22 protein-coding genes and 1 pseudogene are annotated in these 25708 nt (G+C 69.2%); 13 read left to right on the forward strand and 10 right to left on the reverse strand.

Translation table 11 applies throughout. From position 1 onward, the window contains the following. Window positions 1–126: 126 nt before the first annotated feature. From CKO41_RS10310 to CKO41_RS10320, 3 genes and pseudogenes are all read right to left on the reverse strand, one after another. A pseudogene (locus CKO41_RS10310) lies at window positions 127–510 on the reverse strand (Uma2 family endonuclease); the annotation flags it as partial. A gap of 629 nt (window positions 511–1139) precedes the next feature. Further along, window positions 1140–1589 carry a DUF411 domain-containing protein gene (locus tag CKO41_RS10315; protein WP_200382151.1) on the reverse strand — a complete coding sequence of 150 codons (450 nt, stop codon included), beginning with the start codon at window positions 1587–1589 and terminating at the stop codon, window positions 1140–1142. A gap of 130 nt (window positions 1590–1719) precedes the next feature. Next, a complete protein-coding gene (locus CKO41_RS10320) occupies window positions 1720–2547 on the reverse strand; it encodes an RMD1 family protein (RefSeq protein WP_200382152.1) in 828 nt (275 codons plus the stop codon). A 335-nt stretch (window positions 2548–2882) separates the two neighbouring features. Here CKO41_RS10320 and CKO41_RS10325 point away from each other — a divergent pair, with 335 nt between their 5' ends. The 6 genes from CKO41_RS10325 (at window position 2883) to tsaB (ending at window position 10654) form a co-directional block, all read left to right on the forward strand. Further along, a complete protein-coding gene (locus CKO41_RS10325) occupies window positions 2883–3878 on the forward strand; it encodes an ABC transporter ATP-binding protein (protein ID WP_207143974.1) in 996 nt (331 codons plus the stop codon). Further along, window positions 3875–4651 carry an ABC transporter permease gene (locus CKO41_RS10330; protein ID WP_200252887.1) on the forward strand — a complete coding sequence of 259 codons (777 nt, stop codon included), beginning with the start codon at window positions 3875–3877 and terminating at the stop codon, window positions 4649–4651. The genes CKO41_RS10325 and CKO41_RS10330 overlap by 4 nt, the downstream gene beginning before the upstream one ends. Before the next feature lie 161 nt (window positions 4652–4812). After that, the gene (gene mrcB / locus CKO41_RS10335) at window positions 4813–7254 is read left to right on the forward strand and encodes a penicillin-binding protein 1B (protein WP_200382153.1); all 2442 of its coding nucleotides are present in this window, start codon (window positions 4813–4815) and stop codon (window positions 7252–7254) included. 8 nt (window positions 7255–7262) lie between these two features. After that, entirely contained in the window at window positions 7263–7931 is a 669-nt protein-coding gene (locus CKO41_RS10340; RefSeq protein WP_200382154.1) for a tetratricopeptide repeat protein, read from the forward strand. 62 nt (window positions 7932–7993) lie between these two features. Next, a complete protein-coding gene (gene yoaA, locus CKO41_RS10345) occupies window positions 7994–9937 on the forward strand; it encodes a DNA repair helicase YoaA (RefSeq protein ID WP_200382155.1) in 1944 nt (647 codons plus the stop codon). Window positions 9938–9976: 39 nt separating this feature from the next. Continuing rightward, entirely contained in the window at window positions 9977–10654 is a 678-nt protein-coding gene (gene tsaB, locus CKO41_RS10350) for a tRNA (adenosine(37)-N6)-threonylcarbamoyltransferase complex dimerization subunit type 1 TsaB (protein WP_200382156.1), read from the forward strand. 15 nt (window positions 10655–10669) lie between these two features. Here tsaB and CKO41_RS10355 read toward each other — a convergent pair whose 3' ends face one another. The 4 genes from CKO41_RS10355 to CKO41_RS10370 are packed head-to-tail and all read right to left on the reverse strand — an operon-like array spanning window position 10670 to window position 12223. After that, window positions 10670–10900, reverse strand: a complete 231-nt coding sequence (locus CKO41_RS10355; protein WP_200382157.1) for a hypothetical protein — start codon at window positions 10898–10900, stop codon at window positions 10670–10672. Between the two features lie 3 nt (window positions 10901–10903). Next, complete coding sequence (locus CKO41_RS10360; RefSeq protein ID WP_200382159.1) at window positions 10904–11218, reverse strand: hypothetical protein; 315 nt, start codon at window positions 11216–11218, stop codon at window positions 10904–10906. Between the two features lie 44 nt (window positions 11219–11262). Next, on the reverse strand, window positions 11263–12000 hold the full coding sequence (locus CKO41_RS10365) for an amino acid ABC transporter ATP-binding protein (protein ID WP_476718490.1): 738 nt from the start codon (window positions 11998–12000) through the stop codon (window positions 11263–11265). Between the two features lie 16 nt (window positions 12001–12016). Continuing rightward, window positions 12017–12223: an AbrB/MazE/SpoVT family DNA-binding domain-containing protein gene (locus tag CKO41_RS10370; RefSeq protein WP_338115564.1), complete on the reverse strand. Its 207-nt coding sequence runs from the start codon at window positions 12221–12223 to the stop codon at window positions 12017–12019. A 761-nt stretch (window positions 12224–12984) separates the two neighbouring features. On the opposite strand from CKO41_RS10370, the gene CKO41_RS10375 reads away from it, so the two are divergent. Both CKO41_RS10375 and CKO41_RS10380 read left to right on the forward strand, forming a co-directional pair. After that, window positions 12985–13398 (forward strand): nucleotidyltransferase substrate binding protein, encoded by a 414-nt coding sequence (locus CKO41_RS10375; protein WP_200249985.1) that lies wholly within the window; start codon window positions 12985–12987, stop codon window positions 13396–13398. Further along, window positions 13395–13715, forward strand: a complete 321-nt coding sequence (locus CKO41_RS10380) for a nucleotidyltransferase domain-containing protein (RefSeq protein WP_200249933.1) — start codon at window positions 13395–13397, stop codon at window positions 13713–13715. Before CKO41_RS10375 ends, CKO41_RS10380 begins: the two co-directional genes overlap by 4 nt. A 722-nt stretch (window positions 13716–14437) precedes the next feature. Here the strand turns inward: CKO41_RS10380 and CKO41_RS10385 are convergent. Then, entirely contained in the window at window positions 14438–15748 is a 1311-nt protein-coding gene (locus CKO41_RS10385) for a vanadium-dependent haloperoxidase (protein ID WP_200249935.1), read from the reverse strand. A gap of 780 nt (window positions 15749–16528) precedes the next feature. Between CKO41_RS10385 and CKO41_RS10390 the strand changes: the two genes are divergently transcribed. The 5 genes from CKO41_RS10390 (at window position 16529) to CKO41_RS10410 (ending at window position 23405) form a co-directional block, all read left to right on the forward strand. Continuing rightward, window positions 16529–18811, forward strand: a complete 2283-nt coding sequence (locus CKO41_RS10390) for an ATP-binding cassette domain-containing protein (protein ID WP_200382163.1) — start codon at window positions 16529–16531, stop codon at window positions 18809–18811. Window positions 18812–18889: 78 nt separating this feature from the next. Then, a complete protein-coding gene (locus CKO41_RS10395) occupies window positions 18890–20650 on the forward strand; it encodes a serine/threonine protein kinase (RefSeq protein ID WP_200382165.1) in 1761 nt (586 codons plus the stop codon). Window positions 20651–20821: 171 nt separating this feature from the next. Further along, window positions 20822–21949: a vWA domain-containing protein gene (locus CKO41_RS10400; protein ID WP_242464245.1), complete on the forward strand. Its 1128-nt coding sequence runs from the start codon at window positions 20822–20824 to the stop codon at window positions 21947–21949. A gap of 101 nt (window positions 21950–22050) precedes the next feature. Beyond that, window positions 22051–22674 (forward strand): YMGG-like glycine zipper-containing protein, encoded by a 624-nt coding sequence (locus tag CKO41_RS10405; RefSeq protein WP_242464247.1) that lies wholly within the window; start codon window positions 22051–22053, stop codon window positions 22672–22674. Window positions 22675–22712: 38 nt separating this feature from the next. Then, complete coding sequence (locus CKO41_RS10410) at window positions 22713–23405, forward strand: M48 family metallopeptidase (protein WP_200382167.1); 693 nt, start codon at window positions 22713–22715, stop codon at window positions 23403–23405. A 20-nt stretch (window positions 23406–23425) separates the two neighbouring features. Here CKO41_RS10410 and CKO41_RS10415 read toward each other — a convergent pair whose 3' ends face one another. Continuing rightward, a complete protein-coding gene (locus CKO41_RS10415) occupies window positions 23426–24511 on the reverse strand; it encodes an amino acid ABC transporter permease (protein WP_200382168.1) in 1086 nt (361 codons plus the stop codon). A gap of 1 nt (window position 24512) precedes the next feature. Then, entirely contained in the window at window positions 24513–25700 is a 1188-nt protein-coding gene (locus CKO41_RS10420; RefSeq protein ID WP_200249943.1) for an amino acid ABC transporter permease, read from the reverse strand. Window positions 25701–25708: the final 8 nt, after the last annotated feature.

Raw genomic sequence — 25708 nt, forward strand, 5'->3', positions numbered from 1 at the left:
GAACAATCAGGCAGTTAGCGGCGGCGCCGTGGGCCCAGACGGCTTCCGGCCGCTCGACTTCCGGTGCCCGATTCGATTATAAGGCATTGTTCTTGCGATTGAAAACGACTTTCCGTCCAGGCACTAGATGGGCATCTTGATCTCGCGGTCCTTGCTCGCCGTGGATGGCGAGAGGACCTCGCAGATCCAGTCTGGGACGACCTCGAAGCGATGGCCTTCGGGGATCTTGGGCATGCGCTCCTTGCGCCAACCCGCCAGGTCGGGGACTGCGACCTCCCGATCGGTGACGAAGTGGATCTCCGGTTCGACGAGGATCCACCAGCCGCCTGGCCCGCCGCGCCCCTTGCCGAAGGGTCCGCCGATCTCGATCTGGAGGTTCGACTCGGTCAGTGCATGCGGACCTGCCGGCCGTGGCTGGGTGTGCAATTGCCCGTTGAGGATCTCTCCGGTCAAACCCTCCGGAAGGGCCACGAGCTGTTCGTAGAGCGTTTGTTTGTAGGCATGTTGCATGGCGGTTGTCGTCGTTACTTGGCCTCTTCACAGACCAGCGAGAACACAGAGACCACAGAGCTTAGTGACAACTCAAAAACAAGCGGCGCATTTTGTTCAAACTACGAAACACGCGAAACTCGCGGAAAGGCGGGATATATGCGGGATAATCTGCCGTTTTTCGCGACTTTCGTGCATTTCGTAGTTCCTTGTCTTCCTCGTGCTTGTGTCGGTTGTTTCCGCGCGGCGTCGATCATAGGTCTGACCAAGGCGCCGTTGGTCCGCACAGCGGACTCTATCCGGCGCGGGCTCTTGTAGTCCCCGGGATGGTCGGAGTTATGGTCAAGGCCTTTCCGCGCCGTTCCTTGTCTGTGATCTCAGATCGGGGGCACCGTCGAACAGTTCGTCAGAGTCGAGCACCGAACGCAGGCCGACGGCGGCCCGAAACCACGAGCACGGCGCGACGATCGTACGCCGAGCGCGAAACCGTTCCAGGTCGCCCGCGGGTCCCAGGCCGCGGAAATCCCGGCGTTCGGCCGAGGTCCGCCGCTCGTCCCGATCGCGCGGCCTGCCGTGCAGGTGGGGGAGGCGAGGCCCCCTCGAGGGGTCTCACGGCCTCGGCTCCGCGTGGCTCGGGCGCCCGGGATGCATCAGTGTTCGGCGAAGACGCTCGTGCCCCCGTCGGCGTCGATCATCAGGACCTGGTAGGGCTCGGCGCGCGGTCCCTCCATGCCCGGCGAGCCGAGCGGCATGCCCGGCACGGTGAGGCCACGCACCGGCGGGCGGTCGGCGAGCAGCCGTTCGATGTCGCCGGCCGGCACATGGCCCTCGATCACGTACCCGTCGACCATCGCCGTGTGGCAGGAGGCCAGCTCCGCGTCGATACCGGCGACGGCCTTGAGGCGACCGAGGTCGGGCAGATCGATGGTGTTCACCTCGAAGCCGTTGGCGCTCAGGTGGTCGGCCCAGGCCGTGCAGCAGCCGCAGGTCGGGGTCTTGTAGACGGTCACCGCCGGCAGCCCGGCCGCGGCCGGGGCGGCGAACGCGAGCAGGGCCGTCAGCGCGAGTGCGGCGGGATGGTGGCGAAGGGCAGTCTTCATGCAAGGGTCCTCGTGGCCGTGTTGGTCGTCGTGGATCGTCGGCATCGGCTGTGCCGCTCTCTCACAGGTGGTGACGATCCGCGCCAGCCATAGCGCCCGGCAATTCGCCCACGTCCCTGTCGGCACCCGATCAGGCGCCGACGCCGTGCCCGTGGATGAAGAGTTCGTAGAGGGTCAGGAGGATCTCGACGACGATCAGGATGACGATGTACCACTCGACCCGCAGCGAGCGCTTGCTCTGCAGGAGGTCGAGCAGGGTGCCGGCGGTCGCGTTGATGAGCTCCAGCTTGCGTTCGAGGATCAGCTGGCGCTCGCGGATCTCGTACTCGCCCTCCATGAGCAGGAACAGGCCCTCGAGCTCCGGGTGTTCCCAGAGGATGTCCGGTTTGTCGCCGACCTCGCCGCGGGCGACCATTCGGTGCTGGATCAGCAGGGTCTCGCCGATGTGGCGGATCAGGCCGCCGGCGCGATGTGCGCCGCGTCCATGGCTCTGCAGCTCTTCGGCGAGCGGCTCGATGCGCTCGAAGGTGCTCGCGACGCGCGCCTCCTGCTCGGCGAGGAGGACGCTCTTGCCGAGTACCGAGGCGATGACCTGGAGGCGCGGCGGGTCTGCCTGCGCGAGCACCAGGCGGCCCTGGTCGAAGGCGGCTGGGCGCCCGGGGGCGAGCAGAATCTCGAGGGTCTCGACCTCCGGGTTCGGCAAGGGGTCGGAGACGAACGGGGCGAGCCGTTCGATCAGTCGGCACTCGTCGGCCTGGGCGACGCCGAAGAGGACCAATGCCCCAGAGCGCAGCAGCACCGCCTGGCCGCCGCCGGGGACCTCGACCAGCGGGGGATTGGTCGCCTGCGGGCTGCGCAGCGCGAGGCCGCGCGGATCGAGGTGGCGGCCGAGGAGGATGGCCTGGGCACGCAGCGGTGGGTGCGCTGGTGGGTCGGTTGGGGTATCGGTCTGGGCCATGGCGCGGGATCCGAGTGACGGTGCCGATGGCGCTCGGCGCGGCCTGCCGGTGGTTGAACCTAAGAACGGCAGTTGACCGCTTCATCATGGCTGGAAATCGTTGAAACCGTAAAGAGGCTTCATGTGGGTCCTGCTCGCCAGCTAGGTGAAGGCCAATACGACGCCCGATGCAGGTCGCGCGCGGCGCCCGGCGGTGTTCCGAGTCGTGGCAATGGTTTGGCGATTGCGCCTCCTCGTGCCTTGCCGGACACCCCGCGCGGCGCACCTCGGGCACCGTCCAACTGCCGCTCGTAGGTTGAAAAGCCGGCCGGGCATCGTTAGCTTAGCGGGCCTCTATGCCAGTCACCAGCGCCCCCCCGTCGACGCACGCCGACGGTGCCCGTTCGTCTCGGGTGCCGGCGCTCGCCGTGCGCGGCCTGACCAAGACCTATCGCGGCGGCTTCCAGGCCCTGAAGGGCGTCGACCTGACGGTCGAGGAGGGCGACTTCTTCGCGCTGCTCGGCCCCAACGGGGCCGGCAAGTCGACGCTGATCGGCATCGTGACCTCGCTCGTGAACAAGAGCGCCGGCACCGTCGAGGTCTTCGGTCACGATCTCGACCGCGACCCCGAGGCGGTCAAGACCTGCCTCGGTCTGGTCCCGCAGGAGTACAACTTCAACCTGTTCCTGCCGGTGCTCGAGGTGGTCCTCAACCAGGCCGGCTACTATGGGATCCCGCGGCGCGAGGCGATGCGGCGTGCCGAGCGCTCGCTGCGCCAGCTCGATCTGTGGGGCCGGCGCCATACCGAGATGCGCCGCCTCTCCGGCGGTCTCAAGCGGCGCACGATGATCGCGCGCGCCCTGGTGCACGAGCCGCGCCTGCTGATCCTCGACGAGCCGACGGCCGGTGTCGATATCGAGATCCGCCGCTCGATGTGGGAGTTCCTGCGACGGCTCAACCGCGAGGGGACGACCATCATCCTGACGACTCACTATCTGGAGGAGGCCGAGAGCCTCTGCCGCGACGTTGCGATCATCAACCGCGGCGAGATCACCGAGCGCGTCGAGATGGGCGAGATGCTCGCACGCTTGCGGACCGAGACCTTCGTATTGAACCTCAAGGGGCGCATCGCCGAGCTACCGCAGCTCGATGGCTTCGTCTTCCAGCACCTCGACGACGGCACGCTGGAGGTCGAGATCACGCGCGACCACACGATCAATGGTCTGTTCGAGGCCCTCTCGCGCAACGGCATCGAGGTCCTGAGCCTGCGCAACAAGCAGAACCGCCTGGAACGGCTGTTCCTCGACATGGTCGACGGGCGCGAGGCCGCTGCTCGGGAGGACGCCCGGTGAGCCGCTGGCAGCGCTACCGGGTGACCTTGACCACGATCCTGGTCAAGGAGGTGCTGCGCTTCTCGCGCATCTGGGTCCAGACGGTCCTGCCGTCGGTGATCACGACGGCGCTGTACTTCGTGATCTTCGGCCGCCTGATCGGCGAGCGGATCGGGCCGATGGACGGGTATCCCTACCTCGACTTCATCGTCCCGGGCCTCGTGCTGATGGCGGTCATCACGAACACGTACGCCAACGTCGTCTCGTCCTTCTACAGCAGCAAGTTCTCGCGCTTCATCGAGGAGATGCTGGTCTCGCCGGCGCCGAACTGGGTGATCCTCGCCGGCTATGTCGCGGGCGGCGTCGCGCGCGGCCTGCTCGTCGGCGTCGCGGTGATCACGGTGGCGATGCTCTTCACCGACATCCGCATCCACAGCGTCGGCATCACCCTCGTCGTCTTCCTGCTGACGGCGGTCCTGTTCGCGCTGGCCGGCTTCATCAACGCGATTTTCGCCAACAGCTTCGACGACATCTCGATCGTGCCGACCTTCATCCTGACCCCGCTGACCTACCTCGGCGGCGTCTTCTACTCGATCGACCTGCTGCCGCCGTTCTGGCAATCGGTGTCGCTCGCCAATCCGATCCTCTACATGATCAATGCCTTCCGCTACGGACTCCTGGGTGTGAGCGACATCCCGCTCGGGGTGGCCTTCGCGATCGTGATGGTCTTCATCGTCGGGCTGACGCTGGTCTGCCTGCACCTGCTGCGGCGCGGGGTCGGCATCAAGACCTGAGACGCACCGCGCGGGGCGCGGATCCGCGGTTGTCTGCGGCCCCGGCAAATGTGACTATAACGGCCGGATCATCAACGGAACGACGAGCGAATTCCAACCCCATGTCCTGCAGTTCTCCCCCTTCCCCGCCGCGATCTGCGCCTCGCCAGGGCAGGTAGGCCGTGGCCAAGACGAAACGACCGACCCGCCCGAGCAGCTCGACGCGCCGCCCGACACGGCGCCCCAAGACCAAGGCTCGGACCCGACGGCACCCGAGGTTCACCCTCTTCCTGCTGCGCTGGACCCTGTTGGTCGCGCTCGCCGGGGGGCTGGCGCTCGCCCTCTACGGCATCCACCTCGATCGCGTCGTGCGCGCGAAGTTCGAGGGCAAGCGCTGGGCGCTGCCGGCGCGCGTCTACGCCCAGCCGATGGAACTCTATGTCGGGCGGCAGCTGACCCCGCAGCTGCTCCGGGCCGAGCTCGAGCGGCTCAACTACCGCGCCCTCGCGGCCCCGGAGCGCCCGGGCAGCTATAGCCTTGGCGGCGATCGGGCCCTGGTGCGTACCCGTGCGTTCCGGTTCTGGGATGGGCCCGAGCCGAGCCGGCTCCTGGCCGTGTCGTTCGCCGATGGTCGGATCAGCGCCCTCGGGGATGCGGAGGGCGGCACCGACCTGCCGCTCGTGCGCCTCGATGCCGCCCTGATCGCGAGCATCTACCCGACGCACAATGAAGACCGCATCCTGGTGCGGCGCACGGATCTGCCGGACCTGCTGGTGAACGCCCTCGTGGCGGTCGAGGACCGCGACTTCTTCAGCCATTTCGGCGTCGACCCGCGCGCGATCGCCCGGGCGCTCTGGCGCAACCTGCGCGCCGGTGGGGTCGTCGAGGGGGCCAGCACGCTGACCCAGCAGCTCGTCAAGAACTTCTACTTGACCCATGAACGGACCTGGGAGCGCAAGCTCAACGAGGCCTATATGGCCATCCTGCTGGAGCGTCGCTACACGAAGGACCAGATCCTCGAGGCCTACGCCAACGAGATCTTCCTCGGTCAGGACGGGCGGCGCGCAATCCACGGCTTCGGCCTTGCGAGCCACTTCTACTTCGATCGTTCGCTCGATGAACTCGGCATCGCCGAGACGGCCCTGCTGGTCGGCCTAATCAAGGGGCCGTCGCGCTACGATCCCAGGCGCTACCCGGAACGGGCGTTGGATCGGCGCAACCTGGTCATCGACCTGATGGTCCAGGAGGGGGTCATCGGGCGTGAGGCGGCCGAGCAGGCCAAGCGTACGCCCATCAGCCTGCGTGCCGGCGGTGGACGGCCGACCGGCGACTATCCGGCCTTCCTACAGCTCGTGCGCCGGCAGCTCCAGCGCGACTACCGCGAGGAGGACCTGCGCTCGGAGGGGCTCAATATCTTCACGACGCTGGACCTGCCGATCCAGGCCGAGGTCGAGGCGGCGGTCACCAAGCGACTGCCGCAGCTCGATGGTGCGCGCGGCTTTCAGGTCGGGACGCTCGAGACGGCCGCGATCGTCGCCTCCGTCGCCCAGGCCGAGGTGCTGGCCCTGGTCGGCGGGCGCGATCCGGGCTACGCCGGCTTCAACCGGGCGCTGGATGCGGTCCGCTCGATCGGCTCGCTGGTCAAGCCGGCCATCTATCTGACGGCCCTCTCGCACCGCGACCGATATACGCTCGCAACACCGCTGAAGGACGCCCCGGTCAGTATCCCGGCCGGCGACGGCAGTCGCTGGGAACCGAAGAACTACGACCATAAGGTCTATGGCGCTGTGCCGCTCTACAGTGCACTGGCCCGCTCGCTGAATCTGGCCACCGTCAACCTGGGCCTCGACCTGGGCGTGCGCGAGGTGGCCCAGACGCTGACCGACCTGGGTGCCGCGCGGCGCTTTCCGGTGGTGCCGGCGATCCTCCTGGGGTCGGTGTCGTTGACGCCGCTGGAGGTCGCGCAGGTCTACCATACGATCGCCGCCGGCGGCTTCCGCTCGCCGCTGCGGGCGATCCGCGAGGTGGTCGACGCCACCGGCCGGCCGTTGAACCGCTACCCGCTGGCCGTCGAGGCCGTCGCCGATCCGCAGTCGGTCTATCTGACGACCTGGGCGATGCAGAAGGTCGTCCAGGAGGGCACGGCCCGGTCGCTGGCCGCGCGGCTGCCCGAGGGCATGACGATGGCGGGCAAGACGGGGACGACCGACGATCTGCGCGACAGCTGGTTCGCCGGCTTCAGCGGCAACCGGGTCGCCGCGGTCTGGGTGGGGCGCGACGACAATCTCCCGACCAAGCTGAGCGGCAGCAGTGGCGCATTGCCCGTCTGGGGCGACATCATGACGGCCATCGACAACGAACCACTCGCCGATTTCGTACCCGATGGCATCGAGATCGTGCGCGTGGATCGCGTCAATGGTCTGCTCGCGGGCGAGGGTTGCCAGCGGGCCATCGTCATCCCCGTCGCGCGCGGCAGCGTCCCGACCGCTCGATCCGACTGCGGCGCCGGCGCGGCCCCCGAGGACCAGCCTGCGCGGTCTGGGGACGAGAAGGCGGAGGATGAACCCGAGCGGCGCCCCTGGCGCCATTCACAGGGACGGAATCTGTTCCTCCCGGGATTCTGAGGTCAGCCATGATTCGAACCGCCATCCTCTGTCTCGCCGTCGCTGGGCTCACCGCCTGCGCCACTCCGATCCGTACGGGGCCGCCGGCCCCGATCGTCAGCGCGCCGACGAGCCCCCCGACCCAGGCAACGCCCGTGCGGCCCGTGGAGCCGGAGCCCGAGGTCGCGTCCGTCTATGCCTACAAGGCGCCGAGCACGATCGACGAAGGGCCGGCGGCAGAGGCCCCGACCGCCCCGGGCGCACTGCCCCGCCCCGAGACCGCCGCCGAGCCGACCAGGTCCGGGACGGCCGACGCGCCGAGCGAGGTCGCCTCGGCCGTGCCGCCGTCGGTGCCGGACGTCGCCGAGGCCCCGCAGATGCCGGCAGCGGCCCAGTCGCTGACCCAGCGGGCCGAACAGCAGCGTCAAGCCCGGGACTATGCCGGGGCGGCGGCCTCGCTGGAGCGGGCGCTACGCATCGAGCCGCAGTCGGCCTATCTCTGGAATCGTCTGGCCCGGGTGCGCCTCGAGCAGGGCCTGATCAGCCAGGCGGGTAACCTGGCGGCGCGTTCCAACTCCCTGGCCGGCGATGAGCCGAGCCTCAAGCAGGACAACTGGGCCATGATCGCCGTCGCCCGGCGCAGCGCCGGCGACGCCGCCGGTGCCGCCGAGGCCGATCGCTTGGCCCGCGGCGGCTGATGGCGCGGCCCGCCCGGCCGTCGGCCGGTCGTGCGCCATCCGCCGCCCGGCGGCGTTGAGCGATGGACGATCTGGCCGCGATCTTCGGCGCGGAGGGTCTCCTCTGCGGGCACCTGCCGGGCTTCGGCCACCGCCCCCAGCAACAGGCGATGGCCGAGGCCGTCGCCGAGACCCTCGCCGAGGGCGGCATCCTGATCTGCGAGGCCGGCACGGGTACCGGCAAGACCTTCGCGTATCTGGTGCCGGCGCTGCTTTCGGGGCGCAGGGTGCTGGTCTCGACCGGCACCCGCAACCTCCAGGATCAGCTCTTTCATCGCGACCTGCCACGCGTGCGCAGGCTTCTGCACCGCCCGGTCGACGTCGCCCTCCTCAAGGGGCGGGCCAACTACCTGTGCCGCTATCGCCTCGACGCCGCCGAACAGGACGAACGTTTCGTCGATCCGCAGTGGCGCGCCGAACTCGCCCGGGTCCGGCAGTGGGCGGCGGTCACCCGGCGCGGTGACATCGCCGAGGCCGGCTTGCCGGAGGAGGCGCGGGTCTGGCCGGCCGTCACCTCGACCAGCGACAACTGTCTCGGCCAGGACTGCCCCGACTGGGGTGCCTGCCATCTGGTCGAGGCCCGGCGGCGCGCCCAAGAGGCGGACCTGGTGGTCGTCAACCACCACCTCCTCTGCGCCGATCTGGCCTTGAAGGACGAGGGCTTCGGCGAGATCCTGCCCGGGGCCGACTGCGTCATCATCGACGAGGCCCACCAACTGCCCGAGATCGCCAGCGCCTTCTTCGGGCTGTCGCTGAGCGGCCGACAGCTGCTCGACCTGGCCCGCGACCTCGAGCTCGAGCAGCGTCGCGAGGCCCCCGACACGCCGGCCCTGAGCGGGGCCGCCGGCGACCTGCGCAGCGCCGTGCAGGGGTTGCGCCTGGCGCTGGGCGAGGTCGATCGGCGCGGTCCCTGGCAGGCGCTCGAGGCCGATCGGGCGACCCTCGCCGCCCTGGAGGGCCTGGCCATGTGCCTCGACGGCCTGCGACAGGACCTCGAGGTGCTCGCCGGTCGCGGTAAGGGGCTCGACAATTGCCTGGCGCGCGGCACCGAGCTCGCCGAGCGCCTCGCGGCCCTGACCGGCGGCGGCGGGGAGGACGTGCGCTGGTTCGAGACCCAGGGCCGCGGCTTTCGCCTGCACCAGACGCCGCTGGAGGTCGCGGGCCAGTTCGAGGCCCACTTCGCCCGCGGCCAGGTCGCCTGGATCTTCACGTCGGCGACGCTCGCGGTCGGCGACGATTTCGGTCACTTCAGCCGCCGGCTCGGGATCCCTGCGGCCCGCACCGAGCGCTGGGACAGCCCGTTCGACTATCCCCGGCAGGCCCTCTGGTATATCCCGAGCGGCCTGCCGGATCCGGCCTCGCCCGGCTACACGCGCGCGGTCGTCGAGCTGGCCGTCGAGATCCTGACGGCGAGCCGCGGTCGGGCCTTTCTACTCTTCACGAGCCATCGGGCGTTGCGCGAGGCGGCGGCCCTGCTGGAGCGGCGGCTGCCGTTCCCGCTCCTCGTCCAGGGCAGCGCCCCGCGTGCCGAGCTGCTCGAGCGCTTCGCTCAGCTCGGCAATGCCGTGCTGCTCGGCAGCGCGAGCTTCTGGGAAGGGGTCGACGTGCGCGGCGAGGCGCTCTCCTGCGTGCTGATCGACAAGCTGCCCTTCGCCTCGCCCGGCGATCCGGTCATGGCCGCGCGCATCGAGGCGCTGCGCCGGCGCGGCGGCAATCCGTTTCAGGACTTTCAGCTGCCGCAGGCGGTCATCGCCCTCAAGCAGGGCGCCGGGCGCCTGATCCGCGACCAGGGCGATCGCGGCGTCCTCGTCGTCTGCGATCCGCGCCTGCTGACCCGCTCCTACGGCCGACGCTTCCTCGAGAGCCTGCCGCCGATGGCCCGCACGCGCGATGCGGCAGAGGTCGCGGCCTTCTTCGTCGATGCGCCCGGCGAGGAGGTCGGCGTTGAGCGACCCATCCCAGCCTGACCCAACCGTCTCGAACTACGCAGAACAGGTGACAGCCCCATGAAGCTTCTGGCCTTCGATACCTCCGGCGAGGCCTGCTCGGTCGCGCTCTGGTGCGACGGCGACGTGCGCCAGCGTCTAGAACGGGTGCCGCGCCGCCACGGCGAGCTGGTGCTCGCGATGGCCGACGGGCTCCTCGCCGAGGCCGGGCTGCGCCTCGCCGGGCTCGATGCGCTCGCCTTCGCGCGCGGCCCCGGCTCCTTCACCGGCGTGCGCATCGCGACCGCTGTGGTCCAGGGCGCGGCCTTCGGCGCCGACCTGCCGGTCGTGCCCGTCTCGACGTTGGCCGCCACGGCGCACGGCGCCTTCCGACAACAGGGTGTGCGGCGCTGCCTGGTCGCCATCGACGCGCGCATGGATCAGGTCTACTGGGGGGCCTACCGGCTTGCGGCGGACGGGGCGCCAGAGCTCGTCGGCGATGAGGCCGTTCTAGCCCCGGAGGCGGTGCCTGTACCGGCGGACGCCGATTGGTACGGGGTCGGCAGCGGCTGGCAGGCCCATCGCGCGGCGCTGCACGCGCGCCTGGCAGGGCGGTTGACCGGGGAGCTGGCCGAGGTCTTCTGCGAGGCGCAGGACGTCGCGCACCTGGCTGCGGACCTCTTCGCCCGCGAAGGCGGTGTCGCCGCCGAGGCGGCGTTACCCGTCTATCTGCGCGACCGGGTCACCTTCAGCCGCTGAGGGTCGACGAAGCGGCTACTGGCGGGACCGGCCCTGGGCGCGGTGGCGTCGCATGCAGCTCAGGACATAGTGGAGCAGGGTGCCCCCGACGGCCAGGAAGACGAGCGCGCTCCCGCCGATCTGCACCGTGCGGTCGACGTCGCTCAGCGACAGGGTCAGCCAGGTGACGAAGGTGACGACGGCGGCGATGATGGCCACCATCACGAAGGCCCACGCGGAGAAGTCCCGACCCGCACTACACTTCATGCTCTACCCCTGATCGATCGTGGCTCGGTGGGCCAGTCGCGCCATTGCAGTGAGGCGATACCCCGCCTCCAAGCCTGTCATGAACCCTTCATCGATGGCAAGCATCGACGCGGCGATCGCCGCGTCGATGCGGTCCGTGCGCTGGCCGAAGATCGAATGAGACGACGCCATCGGCGTCCGCCCACAACGGGTCCCGATCGCGGTGTAGGTGTGGTGTAGGTGCGGCTTCAGCTGCAATGCTCGCTGTCGATACAGCCTCGCCCGCAACGGCCAGACGGCCAGGGCCGTGGCCGTCGTGCGGCTGAAGGTTCTGCCCATGCGGCCGATTCGCCATCGGCGACAACAAGGAAGCTCCAGCGGCGTCAGAGGATTTGGCCGAGGAAGGCCCGGGTGCGTTCCTGGCGCGGATTGGCGAAGAAGGTCTCGGGCGGGGCAGCCTCGACGATCTCGCCGCCGTCCATGAAGATCACGCGGTCGGCGACGGTGCGCGCGAAACCCATCTCGTGCGTCACGCAGAGCATGGTCATGCCCTCTTGGGCGAGTTCGACCATGACGTCGAGGACCTCCTTGATCATCTCCGGGTCGAGCGCCGAGGTCGGCTCGTCGAAGAGCATGATGCGCGGATTCATGCACAGGCTGCGGGCGATCGCGACGCGCTGCTGCTGGCCGCCGGAGAGCTGGCCTGGATACTTGTCGGCCTGTTCCGGGATCCGCACCCGCTCCAGGTAGGCCATCGCGGCCCGCTCGGCCTCGCGGCGCGGCACCTTGCGCACCCAGATCGGGGCCAGGCAGCAGTTCTCCAGGACCGTCAGGTGCGGGAACAGGTTGAATTGCTGGAAGACCATGCCGACCTCGCTGCGCACCTGCTCGATCTGCTTCAGGTTCTCGTTGAGCTCGATGCCGTCGACGACGATCCGCCCGCGCTGATGGGTCTCGAGGTGGTTGATGCAGCGGATCAGCGTCGACTTGCCGGACCCGGACGGCCCGCAGATGACGATCCGCTCGCCGCGCGCGACCGTCAGATCGATGCCCTTGAGCACATGGAAGTCGTCGAACCACTTGTGCAGATCCTGGATCTCGATCATCGGCGGTTCCGGCATGGCGGGGGTCCTTTCGTCAACGCTCATCGGTGCCTCCCGTCTCGCCGGGCAGGTCGCAACGCAGGGAGCCGGAGCCGTCTTCCGCTCGCCACGACGGGATGGCCTTGCGCAGCCGCACGCGGACACTGTCGCCCTCGAGCTCGAAATCGAGCTTGGCCTCGGGGCCGATGCCGAGTCCGCGGCGGCTGGCCGCTGGGATGACGGCTCGAGCTTTGTCGGACACGGCGACGGTAGAAAGGATCGGGGTGCGATTCTCTGACATGCGAAGAGAGGCTATAGGAACCCCTCCCACAAGTCACGATGATCGGGGTCGCAGGGCTGATCCGTTCTGCGGCCTTTTTCGCTGAGGGTGAAGGGTTGGCGGTCGATCCTCGACTGGGTGGTGCGCAGGCGAATGCTCGCCTCTCGCAGCGATCGAGACGGCGGCCGCGGAGGCCCATACCGGGCGGCACACGCGGTCCGGTTAGCCCCGCGCGCCGTAACCCGACAGCCGGCAACGCGGCTCCGAGTAGCGCCGCTGCCGGGTTCCGGCGCGCGCAATCCTTTGTTTTATTTGGGTCGCCGTGCCAGCGCGCCCAACCCCGCCCCCTCGCACGGCGCCGCGGCCCGTCGGTCGGGTTAGCCCCCCGCGGGGGCGTAACCCGACGGCCGACACCGTGGCGCCCTCCGAGGCCCCTGTCGGGTTACGGCGCGTGCCATCCTTTGTTTGACCCGGACCGCCGTGCCAGCGCGCCTAACCCGACCTACGGGCCGTGCCATCGGCGCAGGCGACGCCGGCGGATCAGAACGGATCCGCCATGATCGGGGTCGGCGATCGTCTGGACGGCGAGGCAGCGCGGCTGCATGATCCAGGGTTGCATGCAGGGCGAGACCCGGCGATGTGCCTTGGCCGGTGCCCTCACGGCGTGGACGAGGGTTACTGTGAGGCCCTAATCCGCGGTGTTGCCTGTCGACCCACCACCGTATGAAAGGCAGTGATCGATGATGAATGATCGGGACATCCGCTGGCAACAGCGTTTCGCGAGCTATCAAAAGGCGTTGCGGCAACTGCGGGAAGCGGTCGAGTTGATTGCGCAGCGCGAATTGTCGCGTTTAGAAAAGCAAGGCGTGATTCAGGCCTTCGAGTTCACCCATGAACTCGCCTGGAACCTGCTAAAGGACTATTTGCAGGATCAGGGAAATCAGCAGATCAGCGGGTCGCGGGACGCCACCCGCGAGGCGTTCCGGGTGGCGCTCATCACTGACGGTGAGGGATGGATGGCGATGATCCAGAGTCGCAATCTCTCTTCGCACACCTATGACGAGCAGACGGCGGAGCGGTTGGTCGAGGCCATCGTGCAGCACTACTTCCCCCTCTTCGTGACATTGGAGGCCGAGATGGAGGCGCATCTGCGATGAGCGGCGCACCGCCTTTCGGCCTGTCGTCGGACACGCTGGACAAACTGAGGGGCGTGTTCGTCCGGCATCCTGCCATCGCGAGCGTGGTCATCTACGGCTCCCGTGCCAAGGGCAATTACCGCGCTGGGTCGGACATCGATCTGACCATCAAGGGCGACCCGATGCCCTTCGCGGAACTCATGCAGATCGAGGTGGAGATCGACGACCTGCTGCTGCCCTACACCGTCGACTTGTCGCAATATCGGGAGATCGGTAACCCCGATCTGCGCGCCCACATCGACCGCGTCGGGGCGCCGATCTACGAGAGGGCTGCCTGACACGCGCGGCCCCGTGTCGGGCCAGCGAGGGCTCCGTCCCAGAGGTATCCCCGGATAAAGGGCGTAAACCGCCGTGGCGTAGGTCGACTGACCGACGGAAGCCGGCTCTCGCGATCTGGGCTATCTCGCCGTCGCGTGGCTCACTGGGAGCGCCGGCTTTCCAGCCGGCTCGTCGCCGTCGCGGCTCACTGGGAGCGCCGGCTTTCTAGCCGGCCCGTCGCCGTCGCGGCTCGATGCCGCGTCGGCGGCGTCAGGGCCGGTAGGAGGGCACGTGTGGGGCCGGCCATCCAGCGGCGCTCATCGGTGATCTCCTGGCTCCAGCGCCGAAGGTCGCGCGCCGGGGTCATCGAGCCCCCGCGCGAAGCCGGCTGAAAGCCGGCGCTCCCAGTGCGTATCGACTCGCCGTCGCGGCCGATTTTGTGGCGATACCTCAGCGTCGGTCCAGGGCCAGGGGTGGGCCTTCCTTGCATGGTCGGTCCACGCCCCCGGCGAAGACCGGCACGGCCCGTCGGGTGAGGCGCGCCGGCACCGCGGTCGCCGACAAGGGACAGGCCCGCGCGCGCCGCAACCCGACAGCGGCCTCGGCGGGCGCCGCATAGCCCGCCGTCGGGTTACGCCCCGAGGGACTCGCCCGTCCACACCGCCGCCACGTCCTGGCCTGGCGGGCGCTGCTCTTCCTGAGGGTTGGCCGCGCGGCACGAAGACCGGGCGAGCGTAGCGGCTCACTCCCCCGACGTGCCTACGATTCGCGCCTTCAACCAGTTGAAGACCTCGGTGCCGATCTGCTCGCCGATGTCCTGGCCGGCGGGGATCGAGTCGAAGAAATGCACGCCGCCCCACAGGCGGCTGATGCCGCAGTCCTCGGAGAACTCATCCCAGGTATCCCAGCCGAGGATCGTATCCGCCGCGGGGGTCACGCCGGGCTCGATGAGCGATTTGCCGGTGGGCACCGATAGCGGCGCGCCGGCGATGGGGATGGCCGGGGTCCAGTAGGACAGGTTGTTCGCGGCATCCGGCGCGAGTCCGATGATCTGCTCCAAGTAGAGCCTCGTCGCTGTCGCGTGCGCGCGGCAGAAGCTGGCACTGGCCGACGGATATTCGGGGTGGTTGGCGGTCTGCAGGTAGGGGCGCCACTCCGCACCTGTTATGTCGGTCACGGTGCCCTCCCCGGGGCCGCCCCAGGCGGTGATGGTCGTCTCCGGGTACAGGTAGGCGATGGCCGAGAATGGTCGCACGGCGTCGTATCGGCGCTTGTTGTCCCAGACCGTGATCCCGGTGTCGAAGGCGGCCGCGTTCACGAGGAAGTCCAGTTGAACGAACTGCTCGAGATCGAGCCCGAGTGCGAGTGTCGCTGCCAGCGTAGAGAAGCCGAGGCTGTGAATCTTGTCGTCGAAGAATTCCGCGAGAAGCTTCTGGCGGTCGGTGAGTGCCGCCTGCACGGCGAGCACCTCGTCAGCCTGTGCCTTGTAGGGCGGTAAGGCGGCCCCGTTCGGCCGCACCGCATAGCTCTTCCACGGGAAGGGTGCCGTCAGGGTCGGCTCGCTGTAGCTATAGGGCTGGGTCTCTGCCCACTGTGGCGTGACGAACTGCTGGGTGACGAAGAGGCCGTTCCCCGTGGTCAACGTGTCCGGTTGCCAGCGTCGGGGATTGATCAGGCGCTCGCCCTTGTTGACGGGGGTGTAGCCGGTACTATCGGCGTACGGGCGCCGGTTGTACAAGCTCCCGTTCGCATCGCCCAGTTGATTCATGCCGTCGTGCTCTCGGGCCGCCACCAGGGCGGCACCGGCCCGGTTGCCGACCCCCGCCGGGGAGTCGTCGATCACGTCGTCGTGGGGATCGAGGCCGAATCCAACGAGGATCCCGTCCCAGTCGGCCGCGAACTGCGGCATCAGACTGAGCAGCACCTCATGGCTTGCGTACAGGAGTGCGATGTTCCGCTCGCTGTCGCCACCGGGCAGGTTGCCCAGGTTGGAGTAGATGCCCGTCCAGCCGCTGTAGGGCGCGATCGCGTCGAACCAGGCGTTGGTGATCAAGGTCGTCGTGCGAAGTACGAGTGGCGCGTCGCCAGGCGCCACGGTCGATAAGAGGTTCGGAACGACGACTTCGATCACGGCGGCGGGGGCGCAGATCGGTGGGGCGCCTGGCGGGCACTCGAACGCGTCGACGGCGGAGGGGATACTCAGCGATACGATCCCGGCCAATGCCAACCTCGGCAGAGCGGATCGATTCATAGGGGCCTCCACGAGGGGGCGAGGCGCCGACGGCAGGATCGCGCCGCCCGCGGAATGGGAAAATCCAAGCGCCTCGGCGAATTGAGAGCGGTCGCAGTTCGAGGTTAGCCCTGTCGAGCAGGTCGGTCAAGTCCGAGTGTTTTGGTCTGGCTTGGGTCGTCGAACCGCGACGTCTGGGGCGACCCCCCCTTTCGGTGGTCCGCTGGCTGCTCAGCCACTGGCGCGCTTCGCGATGCCCCCAACGGCCCTGCACCAGGTCGCCGATCTCGGTCTCACCGATCGAGGCCCGTTGGCGGCGGTGCCTTGCTTGGCGGCCGATCCGCGGCTAGGCTTCCGACGTACCCGATGTGCGGAAACGCCTCGGCAGCCTCGGGCCCGTCCGTCCCGATCGGATCCCACGATCGGGCCGATGTAGCCGTCGCCCGGCTTTCCGCCTAGGCTATGAGCACAAGAAATCGGATGTGACGACCCAGGGATGCCTCGGTCGGCACGGGCTCCGGTCGCAGGGCCGTCGCCAGCCCCGTCGCTCGACGCGGTCGGCGGGCGGTGCGGCCGGCTCTCGGATCGGATCGGAGTCGCCGGATGCAACAGCTCGAGCTGAGGACCTCGCGCCGCTCGCTGGCCCAGATGACCTTGTCGCCGGGCAGCGCCTGCGCGATCGGCAGCGGCGCATCGAATCAGATCATCCTGTCCGGCGCCGGTGTCCGACCGCTCCATGCGCATCTCCGGCTCAGCGATGGACGCCTCCAGATCGAGCCGGAGGGGGACGCCCCGGTCCTCGTCAATGGCGCCGCCGCCGCGGGGGCGACCCAGGTCGGCGACGGCGACTGGGTCGCCTTCGGCGAGACGCTGCTCCAGGTCCGCCTGCCGCGCCCGGGGCGCGACGACGCCGGCGCGGCCCAAGAGGGGATGCCGCTCGGCGCCCCCGAGCGTGGCGGCGAGGTCCTCGTCGGGCGCCTGCGCGGCTGCGACCTGCCGATCGACTCGCCGCTGATCTCGCGTGAGCACGCGCGCCTCTCGATACGTGCCGACGGCGTCCAGGTCGAGGATCTCAAGAGTACCAACGGCACCTGGGTCAACGGCCAGCGGATCGCCCAGCCGGTCCTACTCCAGCCCGGCGACCGCGTCGCCTTCGCGAGCTTCGTCTTCGTCTTCACCGGTCACGCGCTGGAACCAGCCGAGGTCGGCAACCGCGTGCGCGTCGAGGCCCGCGGGCTCACCAAGACGGTCAGGGACCGCGCCACGCGGCAGGCACGCAACCTGTTGACGGGGATCGATCTGGCGATCGACCCGGGCGAGTTCGTCGTGATCTTCGGCACCAGCGGCTCGGGCAAGTCGACGCTGCTCGACGCCCTGAACGGCCGCCGTCCGGCGAGCACCGGGCAGATCGCCTACAACGGTGTCGATCTCTATCGCGCCTTCGATCTGTTTCGCGCCGGCATCGGCTATGTCCCGCAGCAGGACATCGTCCACCGCAAGATCACCGTGCGCAACGCGCTGCGCTACACGGCGCGGCTGCGGCTGCCGCCCGATACCTCGCGCCAGGAGATCGACGAGCACATCGACCGGGTGCTCGAGCGCGTCGACCTGACCGAGAAGGCCGATCTCGCCGTCGACACGCCCGAGCCCCTGAGCGGCGGGCAGCTCAAGCGCGTCAGCCTGGCCGTCGAGCTGGTCGCCAATCCGAACATCCTGTTCCTCGACGAGGCGACCAGCGGCCTCGATGCCGGCACCGACAAGCGGATGATGCGGCTCTTCGCCGGTCTGGCCGAGGACGGCAAGACGGTCGTCTGCGTCACCCACAGCCTCGAGAACATCGACGCCTGCCACATGGTGGCCCTGCTGCATCGCGGCTACCTGGTCTACTACGGCCCGCCGCAGGAGGCCGCCGCCCACTTCGGCCTGTCGCGCCTGTCGGACGTCTACGAGGCCCTCGAGGGGCAGGACCCGCAGGTCTGGGCCGAGCGCTTCGCCCGCTCCGACCTCCACGCGCGCTACGTCGCGGCGCGGCTCGAGGCGGGGCAGGCGCTCGCCCAGGCCCAGCAGGGGGAACCGGCGCCCGCGGCGAAGGAGGGGCGCAAGCTCTTCGACGTCCGCCAGACGGCGACCCTGATGCGCCGCTATGTCGACCTGCTGCTGTCCGACCGGCTAAATCTGCTGGTGTTGTTGCTGCAAGCGCCGCTGATCGCCCTGGTCGTCGGCGCGGTCTTCGACATCGACGGGCCGCTGCCCGAGCGCGCCGCGGCCGAGAGCCAGATCAGCTTCGTCCTCGTCCTCTCGGCGATCTGGTTCGGCGGCATCAATTCGGCGCGCGAGATCGTCAAGGAGCTGCCGGTCTATCTGCGCGAGCGTTCGGTGGCGGTCACGCTACCGGCCTATCTGCTGAGCAAGCTGGTGCCGCTCGCGCTCTTGTGCCTGATCCAGTGCGCGAGCTTCCTCGCGATCGTCACGCTGATGCTCGGCTTCACCGGCCCATTCCTCGACCGCCTGCTGACGCTCTTCCTCGCCGGCTTCGCGGCGACCGCGATGGGGCTCGCGGTCAGCGCCTTCGTCGATTCCAACGACAAGGCGATCGCGGCGCTGCCGCTGCTCCTGATCCCCCAGTTCATCCTGTCGAACTCGGTCGTGACCCTGTCCGGGGTCACCGAGGTCTTCGCCCAGGTCACGGTCATCGCCTACTGGGGGATCGACGCGATGCGCGCGACGCTCGATCCGGCGCTGCTCGCGCTCCCGGGGCCGAAGGGCGGGGCGCTGATCCAGGTGACCGGCGAGTGGTCGCGCGACATCCTCTATCTGGCGGCCCAAGCGGTCGCCTTCCTCGCGATCACGCTGGTCGGTCTGAAGCTCAAGGACCGCAAGGTCTAGGCCGGCCAACCGCGCGTACAAGCCAAGAAGACGCAAGGGGCGCACAGATGAGCCGTCACCAAGACGAGGACAAGGGCGATGTCTGAGACCCCCGAGGAGAAGCGCTGCCCCAGGTGCGGGGCGGTGAACCGCGCCGCCGAGCTACCACAGCGGGACTACCGCTGCGGGGACTGCGGCCTGGAGCTCGCCCACTTCACGACCCTCTCGACTGGCGCGATCCGCGACGTCCTCGGCTGGCTCCTCGACATCGGCGTCGAGGTCCAGGGTCGCTATCGGGTCACCGCCGTGCTCGGCAAGGGTGGCTTCGGCGTGACCTATCTCGTCGACGACCTGCTCCTGCACGGCAAGCGTCGGGCGATGAAGGAGATCCCCGAGCTCCTCTTCGACGAGTACGAGACCCGCCTCCTCGGGCGCCTGCACCACCCGGCCATCCCGGACATCACCGACCGCTTCACCGCCGGCGGGATGATCTATCTGGTGCTCGAGTTCGGCGGCGACCGCACGCTGCGCATCGAGCAGGAGCGGCGCGGCGGGCGGATCCCGCTCTTCGTGCTGTTGCCGTGGATCCGCCAACTCTGCGCCGCGCTCCAGTATCTGCACGAGCAGGACCCCCCGATCGTGCACCGTGACCTCAAGCCGGACAACGTCCTGCTCGACGACGGCGATCGCGTGATGCTGATCGACTTCGGCATCGCCAAGGAGGCGAAGACCGACACGGTGACCCGCACCATCGGGCGGGCGGTGTCGCACGGCTTCAGCCCGCCGGAGCAGGTCCTCGGCACCGGTACCGACGCCCGTTCCGATGTCTACGCCCTCGGCGCGATCCTCTACAACCTGCTGACCGGGCGGATGCCGCCGGCCGCCCACGAACGGATCACCGGCTCGGTGATCGAGCCGTTGTCGACTCATCTGCCCGAGATCCCGCCGCTGATCGAGGCGGCCGTGATGCAGGCCCTCGAGCTCAACATCAACCTGCGCCAGCAGTCGATCGGCGAGCTGGCTCAGGTGCTGGATCTGGTCCAATCCGGTTCCAACAGCGCGGCGACGGTGAGCGTCGCCGGGCAGATGCCGAGCCAGGTGCCGACCGGTGGCACCGGGGTCGTCCTGCCGAGCGTCCACCTGCCCTCGACCCGCTCGGGCACCGGCGTGCCGGCCTCGGCCAGCGTGCGGATCGCCGACCCGCCACCGGCCCCGGCGGTGCGCCGCCCGCCGTGGGCGGCGATCGGCGCCGGTGCGGTGCTGATCCTCGCCGTAGCTGGCGGCGCCTGGTGGTTCCTCGGTAGCGGTGACGAGGCGGCGCCGGAGGTGGCCGGGGAGGGGGCCGTGCCCGCCCGGACCGCCGCGCCAACCGAAGCGGCCCCCGAGGCCGCCGGGATCGGCGTTGCGGGCGCGCCTGCAACCGCGATCCCGGCGTCGCCCCCTGCCGGCGCGCCGGCGCCGCGTCCGTCCGTGCCGTCGACAGGACAGGCGTCCGTGCAAGACGCCGACCTACCGTCGATCTTCTCCGACGAACAGGACTCGGTGCCCGATCGACGCTCGGGAAGCCCCCGTCCACAGACCGCCGGTCCGGCCCGCGATTCGGGGGAGTCGCTGATGGACCTCTTCGAGAAGCATCGCGCCGAGGTCGCACAGGAGGCGCCGGCCGCGCCAGCGCCCGAGCCGGTGACTCCGCCCGCCCCGCCGCCGGCGCCCGCGGTCCCTCCGCCGAAGCCGGCGCAGGTGGCCAAGACGACACCACCACCGAAACCCGCGGCCAAGCCCACCGCGCCGCCGCCGGCGAAGGCCGCCAGCGGGTCGGATTGGGGCTTCGAGTACAAGGGGGCGACGAGGAAGTATTGAGGGGATCGCGACTTGGAATCGACGGGGAGGCGGCCTGCATTGCCGTGATGTCGGTCTTGCGGACCCGGCGTCCCCGTCTTGCAGGGGCACCTCGGGATCTTCGGGGCGCACAATGTCGACCATGGAGCAATCGCAATGAACCACAGCCTATCCATTTGCAGGGGTCTCTTGTTGCGTAGAGGGGTTCTATTGTCCTTCGCCGCGATGCTGTTGGCGGTGAGCGCCGGTGCGTCGGCGCAGGGCTACGGGTTTGCCGCACCGGGTGGTTACGGGATCAAGATCTACAAGACCAACTACTCCCTCTATCCGTTCGTGCAGGTCTATCTGCGCACCTTCGATGCCGAGATGCAGCCGCTCGTCAATCTCAACGAGCGCAACATCGGGTTGATGGTCAAGGGCAAGACCTATGACCCGATCAAGCGCCAGTACGGCGTGCAATCGATCCGCCAGCGCGAGGAGGCGACGCGTTCGGTCCTGGTCATCGACGCGAGCGGTTCGATGGCCGCGTCGCAGGGCCGCAATCCGTTCGACGACGCGCTGCGCGCCGCGGTGCGCTTCATCGAGAGCAAGCGGCCGCAGGACGAGGTCGCCGTGCTCGCGATCCGCGACACCAAGGACGGCTACGAGGTCGTTTCGCAGTTCGAGCGTGACGAGCGCGCGCTCGCGCGGCGCATCGCCGACATCCGCGCCGACGCGATGCAGACCCGCCTCTACGACAGCATCGGCGCGGCGCTGCAGATGTGCGCGATGAGCGCGCAGGGGTCGGTCCGCGGCGGCAATTACATCGTCTCCTGCTCGATCGTCGTGATGTCGGACGGCAAGGATGAGGGCAGTTCCGTGGGCCGCGACGAACTGATGGCCCGCATCACGAACATGCCCATCCCGGTGCCGATCTACTCGCTGGCCTACTCGCGGACCGATCCGACCTGGTTCCGCAACCTCGAGGCCCTGTCGAAGAATTCGTTCGGCATCTACTACAACGTCGGCGAGACGACCGAGCAGATGCAGCGCATCGTCGAGTCGATCCAGAATATCCTGCAGAGCGACTATGTCGTGACCTTCCGCTCCTACATCCCGGTCGACGGCGAGCGCCACAGCATGAAGATCGGCGTCGAGTACCCGAGCGGCAGCGGCAAGTACGTCTACGACGATGCGACCTTCGAGGCGATTCAACCGCCGCCGGTGCCGGAGGTGATGGAGATGCTGCGCCAGCTCGATCGCAAGATCCCGGCAGTGCCCGACGGCAACCCCTTCTGGGATACCCCGGGCATGGGCGTCCCTGGGGTCGGCGGCGAATAGCGGTCGCTGGTGCGGCGAGCCTCGGTCATTCGAGGGTCGCCAACAGCCCCAGGTCACCGGGACGAACGACCATGACAGGATCCTCCACGAGGAACGCGCGAATGAAGAGCAAGCGATTGGTAATTGGCGTTGCCGCGATCGTCACGAGCCTGGCGATGGCCGGCTGCCAGACGACCGGCGGCACGCAGGATCAGGTGGCCGGCGCCGGTGTCGGTGCCCTGGTGGGCTGCGGCATCGGCGCGCTGGTCAGCGGCAACGGCCGCGGCTGTGCGACGGGTGCCGCGATCGGCGGCCTCCTCGGCTGGGGGGCGGTGGCGCTGACGCAGTACAACGCCCAGCAGGTCCGCTCGAGCACCGCCGATAGCCGCATCTACGGCCTGACGGCCCCGGTCAGCGATACGCAGGTCAAGATCCGCCAGGGGGCCAGTTCGCCCAAGAGCGTTCGCCCTGGCGACTCGGTCGACATCTCGACCGACTACTCGGTGCTGCTGCCGAGCGGTGTCTCGAGCACTCAGGTCACCGAGAGCTGGGTCCTGAAGAAGGACGGCAGCACGGTCGCCAATCTGCCGAAGAAGACCTCGACCCGCACCGCCGGCGGCTGGCAGGCCGATGCCGCGATCACGATCCCGGACAATGTCCCGGCCGGCACCTATGTAATCGAGCACAAGGTCAAGGCCGGCTCCAGCTACGACACGGATGAGTCGACCTTCGTCGTCCAGACCTGAGGTCGGTCGTGCGAGGAGCCCGGGGCGTCGGCACGGCGATGAGCCCAGTCATCGTCGGGCTCTGGCTGTTCGGTGGCCTGCTCGGCGGTCATGACGGGGGTTGCCCGCAGGCCGCCGACCAGGCCGCGCGGACGCTCCAACTGGTCGAGCGGCAGTGGCCGTTGCGTCCGCCGGTCGACCCGGTCGTCGCCTATGTCCAGGCGCTCGGCGAGCGCCTGGCGAGGGCCGACGACGGCGACAGCGCCGGCCCCTGGTCCTTCCATGTCGTGCGCAACCTGGCGCCGAGCGCCTTCGCGCTCGGCGGTGGTCAGTTCGTCGTCAGCGACGGCCTGATCGCCCTCGTGCGCGGCGAGGACGAACTCGCGGCCGTCCTTGCGCACGAGATCTCCCACCAGCAGCTCGGACACTTCTGCCGCGCCTCGTCCGAGGCCGTGCAGCGCATCCGGCTCGGCTCGGTCGTCCAGCATTTCGATCTCGATCTGGAGGTCGCCGCCGATGCCGCGGCCGTGCGCCGCCTGGCCGTGGCCGGCTTCGATCCGGCCGCGATGCGCGGCGTGCTCACCTGCCTCGCGCAGCGCGCGCCTGGCCGCGCGGACCCGGCGCTCGCCGCCCGCCTCGAGGCCCTGGCCGGCCTGGCGACGGCCCGTCGGGTCGCGCCGGATCCGGCCTTCGAGCGGGTCCGCCGACGTGTCCTCGAGGATGTCGGCGAAGCCATCGAGCGCTGTCGCTGACGACCCTGCGCCGCGGCCCCTCAGCGGCCCTGCCCGAGGCGGCGCTCCAGCCGCTGGCTCCAGCGCGACATGCCGAAGCAGAAGACCCAGTAGAGGAGCCCGGCGAAGACGTAGCCCTCGACCGAGTAGCCGAGCCAGTCCGGGTCGGCGAAGGCCTGCTGGACGATGCCGAGCAGGTCGAAGAGCCCGATGATCAGGACCAGGGTCGTGTCCTTGAACAGCGCGATGAAGGTGTTGACGATGCCGGGGATCACCAGGCGCAGGGCCTGCGGCAGGACGATCAGGCCCATGCGCTGCCAGTAGCCGAGGCCGAGGGCCTCGGCGGCTTCGTATTGGCCCTTCGGGATCGCCTGCAGGCCGCCGCGCACGACCTCGGCCATGTAGGCGGCCTGGAACATCACGATGCCGATCATCGCCCGCAGCAGCTTGTCGAGCGTCACCTCCTCGGGGAAGAAGAGCGGCAGCATGACCGAGGCCATGAAGAGGACCGTGATCAGCGGCACGCCGCGCCAGACCTCGATGTAGGTGATGCAGGCGGCGCGGATCAGCGGCAGTTCGGAGCGCCGGCCGAGGGCGAGCAGGACGCCGAGCGGCAGCGCGAGGACGATGCCGACGATAGCCAGTACCAGGGTCAGCATCAGGCCGCCCCATTGGTGGGTCGGGACGACGGCCAGGCCGAGGGCGCCGCCGTAGAAGAGCAGATAGGCGACGACCGGGTAGCCGAGCAGGAGCGCGGCGGCGAGCCACCGGCGGCGCAGGCCGCGCCACGACAAGGCGGCGAGCACGGCGACGAGGAGCCCGAACCCCAGATTCACCCGCCATTGCTCGGCCGCCGGATAGAAGCCGTACAGGAACTGTTCGAGGCGGGTCGCGATGAAGACCCAGCAGGCGCCGCCGCTCGTGCAGTCGGCGCGGCTGGTGCCGACCCAGTCCGCATCGATGAAGGCCCACTGCACGAGCGGCGGCAGTGTCAGGTAGAGGCCATAGAGGGCGGCGAGCGTCAGGGCCGTGTCGAGGGGCGAGGAGAAGAGGTTGCGCCTCAGCCAGCGGAGCGGGCCCGAGCGGCGGCGCGGCGGTGCGATGGCGCGGGCGGTCGCGTCGCTCATGTCAGCGCTCCGTGAGCGCGATGCGCGCGTTGTACCAGTTCATCGCGAACGAGATCGCGAGGCTGATGGTCAGGTAGACGGCCATCGTCATCGCGATCACCTCGACGGCCTGGCCGGTCTGGTTGAGCGTCGTGCCGGCGAAGACGTTGACCAGGTCCGGGTAGCCGATCGCGGTCGCGAGCGAGGAGTTCTTCAGCAGATTGAGGTACTGGCTGGTCAGCGGCGGGATGATGACCCGCAGCGCCTGCGGGATCACGACGAGCCGCAGGATCTGGCCGTGGCGCAGGCCGAGCGCGGCGGCCGCCTCGGTCTGGCCCTTGGCCACCGACAGGATCCCGGCGCGGACGATCTCGGCGATGAAGGCGGCCGTGTAGATCGACAACGCCAGCAGCAGCGCCATCAGCTCCGGGATCAGCGTGATGCCGCCCCTGAAGTTGAAGCCGGCGAGCGCCGGGCGCTCCCAGCCGAGCGGGGCGCCGGCGAGCAGGAAGGCGATCGTCGGCAGGCCGATGAGGAGCGCCAGGCCGATCCAGCCGGTCGGTAGGCCGCGGCCGGTCCGCGCGCGGCGCCGACGCCCCCAGACTCCGAGCAGGCCAGCGGCGACGACGGCGACCCCCAGCGCCGCGACGACCAGCTCGAAGCCGGGCTCGAAGAGCGGCCGCGGCAGGTAGAGTCCTCGCAGGTTGAGGAACACCGCCTCGCCGAGCGACAGGCTCTCGCGCGGACGCGGCAGCGCGCGCAGCACCGCGAAGTACCAGAAAAAGACCTGGAGCAGCAGGGGGATGTTGCGGAAGATCTCGATATAGGCGTCGGCGAGCCGCGCGATCAGCCAGTTGCCGGACAGCCGGCCGACGCCGATCAGGAAACCGAGCAGGGTCGCGAGCAGGATGCCCAGCGCCGAGACGAGCAGCGTGTTGAGCAGCCCGACGAGGAAGGTCCGCCCGAAGCTCGAGGTCTCCGAGTAGTCGATCAGCGACTGGATGATACCGAAGCCGGCCGTCTCGGAGAGGAAGCCGAAGCCGGTGGCGATCCCGCGCGCCTCGAGGTTCGCGAGCGTGTTGTGCAGCACATAGCCGGCGAGCGCGAGCACCGCGGCGAGGAACAGGGCCTGGAAGGCGACTGCCCGCAGGCGCGGGTCGCCCCAGCCGGTCCAACGCCCGGCGCCGCGGCGCGGTGGTGGGCCGTTCATCGGACCGT

Source organism: Thiococcus pfennigii (assembly GCF_016583835.1).
Taxonomy (GTDB): Bacteria; Pseudomonadota; Gammaproteobacteria; order Chromatiales; family Chromatiaceae; genus Thiococcus; species Thiococcus pfennigii.